Below are 3,887 nucleotides of genomic sequence, written 5' to 3'. Positions count from 1 at the left end.
TGAGAAGAAATGAGCAAGTATATTGGGATAATCGGAGGGGCTTATTCGGGCTATTGGGATTATCTCAAAAACGAAATCCTGCACCCAAGTTGGCACAGCTACTTCTACTGGCTTCTCGGGGCGTCCGTAGCGATTTGGCTGCTGGAAGTTCTGTTTCCATGGCGCAAGAATCAGCCGCTCGTTCGGCAGGATTTCTGGGTGGATGCCTTTTATATGCTCTGGAATTACTTCCTGTTTTCCCTCATTGCCTATAATGCGCTGTCGATGGTGGGCGTGGAACTCTTCAACGATTTTCTGGGCCTATTCGGAGTTACCAATATCGTGGCTATCGAGGTAGCCAGTTTACCGACTTGGCTGCAACTGGTATTTATCTTCATCCTGCGCGACTTCATGCAGTGGAATATTCATCGGTTGCTGCATCACGTGCCGTGGATGTGGGAGTTTCATAAGGTGCACCATAGCGTGGAGGAAATGGGCTTCGCTGCTTTGCTTCGCTACCACTTTATGGAGAACATTATATACCGAACTTTGGAGTACTTGCCGCTGGCGATGATTGGTTTTGGAATCAAAGACTTTTTCATTGTGCACATCTTCACCTTAGTGACTGGTCAGTTAGGCCACGCCAATCTGTTCATTCATTTAGGAAAAATGAAGTACCTTATAAATGGTCCTCAGATGCACTTGTGGCATCATGCCAAAGAAATGCCGGCGTCGCATCCAACGGGTTTCAATTACGGCATTACGCTGAGTGTTTGGGATTATTTATTCCGAACCGACTACTGGCCGAGTAATGATGAGCACCTACCCGTCGGTCTGCCCGAAGGAGAAGATTTTCCCAAAGATTTTGTAGGGCAGATGATCAGGCCTTTTCAAAACTTGAATGGTAGACGACCGGCTAAGGTTCGCCAGTCCCCTCCTACCTCCTCTCTTCCACTGAAGCTTTGATTTCCAGAATAAAACTCATCGAGCGCGCTACGGTTTGGGCCGTCTCTTCGTTTTGGTACTCGCCGACGACGACTTTGTATATCCCGTCCGGTGAGGTGGGCTCGATGAGTTGGGCGCGGTAGTTGCCTTGCCGAAGTTCGCTCACTCGGAATTGCGCAGAGCCTTTTGTCTTGAATTCACCCGCGTTGATAACATAAACCGTCCCTCCGCCCGAAGAGGCTGGAGCCACAGTCGGGGGTGCAGGAGAAGGCGCCGAGACTGGAGTATTTTCAGCGACTCTATTGCTACTATTACCCAACAACTCGCTCTCCGAAGGTTTTGCGGGAGCCGAGGTGCCTTGGGCCCATTCGTCTTCATTATCAGCAAATCCTGCTTCGCTGCCCGGAGTTGAATCGTTACCAAACAGCGAGGCTATGTCGTCCTCCGGGGCAGCCGAGGAGTCTGAAATTACTGCGGTGGACTTAGGCTCCACTAAATAAGCCCAGAAGCTGCGGTATTCTTTGGCCGCCGGAGAGTTAAGCCATCTAACGTAGAAAAGAAATCCCGCTAGCAGCACCATAATAAAAATCACCAGCCACCAAGGTTTATTAGAGGCGTAGCTTTTCTTCACTTTGTCCGACTTCCTTCGCTCCCCGACCCTCTGCCTGTTTTCCTTATTGCTCGTAGACTTCTCCATATGATTAGAAATTTTCAAAATCACTCTTTTCCTAAACTCACTCGACACTTTTGACATTCTTAACGGCAAATACAAGGCCAGTAATTCGTCTTGCAGGAAAAGAGCGCCAATAATTATTCTAAAAACATAGAAAAGACCGCTTGATAGAGCGGTCTTTTCTGGAATATTTATCAAAACTTAGGAATCAGACCCCGTTTTGAGCAATCAGTCGCTAGTTGTTCGCGACTTCTTCGGCTTTTTTGCGCACCGTGATGCTGAGTTGTTCAGCGTCGCCGTCGTGGTCAGCTACCAGCACGTCACCATCGCGCAGATCGCCTTTCAAAATCTCCTCAGCAACTGGATCTTCAAGGTACTTTTGAATAGCCCTGTTTAAAGGACGCGCGCCGTATTGCGGATCGTAGCCCTTTTCAGACAGAAAGTCTTTGGCCGAAACCGTTAACTCAATTTCGTAGCCCAGACCCTTGACCCGGCTGAACAGTTTGTCGAGTGAAATGTCGATAATCTTATGTAAATCCTCCCGCTGCAAAGAACTGAACACGATCACGTCGTCCAGGCGGTTCAGGAACTCAGGTGAGAATGCCTTGCGTAAGGCACTTTGGATCGTGCTACGCATCACCTCATCCTGGTTTTCGCTTTTCTTGGTGGCAAATCCGATGCCGCTACCAAAATCCTTCAAGTCACGCGCTCCAATGTTGGAGGTCATAATAATGATGGTGTTACGGAAGTCCACGCGGCGTCCCAGACCGTCGGTAAGGATGCCATCGTCCAGTACTTGCAGTAAAATGTTGAAAACATCCGGGTGCGCTTTTTCAATTTCGTCCAGCAGCACGACGCTGTATGGTTTACGACGAATTTTCTCCGTCAACTGACCGCCTTCTTCATAGCCGACGTAGCCGGGAGGCGCGCCCACGAGACGTGAGACGCTGAATTTCTCCATGTATTCGCTCATGTCGATACGCACCAGAGCGTCATCCTTATCGAAGAGGTAGGTAGCAAGTACTTTGGCTAATTCCGTTTTACCTACACCCGTCGGGCCTAAGAAAATGAAGGAACCGATAGGCTTCTTGGGATCCTTCAGACCCACGCGCGTCCGCTGAATGGCTTTGACCAGCTTCTCGATGGGAGGATCCTGACCAATCACCTTAGCTCTAAGTTCATCGGCCATGTGCAGCAATTTCTTGCCTTCGTCCAGCGACACGTTGGTCAGCGGGATGCCCGTCATCATGGCAACTACTTCGGCCACGTTTTGCTCAGTGACGGTATAGCGTTTTTGCTTGGTTTCTTCCTCCCAAAGTTGCTTAGCGCGGTCGAGTTGGTCGATCAACTTCTTTTCGCGGTCGCGTAGTTGAGCGGCTTCCTCATATTTTTGGCTTTTGACCACCCGGTTTTTCTCCTGCTTAATATTCTCAATTTGCTCTTCGAGTTTCAGGATGTCTTCGGGAACAGTAATGTTGCTGATGTGCACGCGGGCACCCACTTCATCCATTACGTCAATGGCTTTGTCGGGCAGGAAACGATCGGTAATGTATCGTTCCGAGAGCTTGACCGCCGATTCCAACGCCTCGGTCGTGTAGTTGACGTGGTGATGTTCTTCGTATTTGTCTTTGATATTTTGCAGAATCTCAATCGTTTCCTCGACCGAGGTGGCATCCACCATCACCATCTGAAAACGGCGGGCCAAGGCACCGTCCTTCTCTATATACTGGCGATATTCATCCAGGGTTGTAGCCCCTATGCATTGGATTTCGCCCCGCGCCAAAGCAGGCTTGAACATATTGGAAGCATCCAGTGAACCGGATGCACCACCCGCGCCGACGATCGTGTGAAGCTCGTCGATGAACAGGATTACGTCGGGTGATTTTTCCAACTCATTCATCACAGCCTTCATGCGTTCCTCGAACTGGCCACGGTACTTGGTACCTGCCACCAGCGAGGCAAGGTCGAGCGTGACGACACGCTTGCCAAAAAGTACCCGCGAGACTTTTTTCTGTACGATGCGGAGGGCCAGTCCCTCGGCGATGGCTGTCTTACCGACACCCGGCTCACCGATCAGAATCGGATTGTTTTTCTTGCGGCGGCTCAGGATTTGGGCCACGCGCTCAATTTCTTTCTCACGACCCACGATGGGATCAAGTTTACCGACTTCGGCTAATTTGGTAAGATCGCGACCGAAATTGTCCAGCACTGGAGTGCGGGATTTCTCGCCGCCCTTGGATTCTTTGCTTGACGAACCACCGCTGCCGAACATACCGGAGCGGGGATCTTC

3 protein-coding genes are annotated in these 3,887 nt (G+C 50.3%); 1 reads left to right on the top strand and 2 read right to left on the bottom strand.

The window, feature by feature from the left end; translation table 11 throughout:
* Positions 1 to 9: 9 nt before the first annotated feature.
* Entirely contained in the window at positions 10 to 945 is a 936-nt protein-coding gene (locus tag ACEW8P_RS22075) for a sterol desaturase family protein (RefSeq protein WP_373515234.1), read from the top strand.
* On the opposite strand, the gene ACEW8P_RS22070 is transcribed toward ACEW8P_RS22075, so the two are convergent.
* Together ACEW8P_RS22070 and ACEW8P_RS22065 are read right to left on the bottom strand one after the other, a co-directional pair.
* Positions 917 to 1,621, bottom strand: a complete 705-nt coding sequence (locus ACEW8P_RS22070) for an SPOR domain-containing protein (protein ID WP_373515233.1) — start codon at positions 1,619 to 1,621, stop codon at positions 917 to 919. The two genes, ACEW8P_RS22075 and ACEW8P_RS22070, sit on opposite strands and share 29 nt — an antisense overlap.
* A 211-nt stretch (positions 1,622 to 1,832) precedes the next feature.
* Positions 1,833 to 3,887: ATP-dependent Clp protease ATP-binding subunit (locus ACEW8P_RS22065; RefSeq protein WP_373515232.1), on the bottom strand; the 2,055-nt coding region annotated here is incomplete at its 5' end.

The sequence above is a fragment of the Persicitalea sp. genome (genome assembly GCF_041751555.1).
GTDB lineage: Bacteria > Bacteroidota > Bacteroidia > Cytophagales > Spirosomataceae > Persicitalea.
This window is presented reverse-complemented; position numbering and strand designations above follow the sequence as displayed.

Coding starts and splice junctions, on each gene's coding strand:
- ACEW8P_RS22070 (WP_373515233.1), bottom strand. CDS start 1,621: ATGGAGAAGTCTACGAGCAATAAGGAAAACAGGCAGAGGGTCGGGGAG.
- ACEW8P_RS22075 (WP_373515234.1), top strand. CDS start 10: ATGAGCAAGTATATTGGGATAATCGGAGGGGCTTATTCGGGCTATTGG.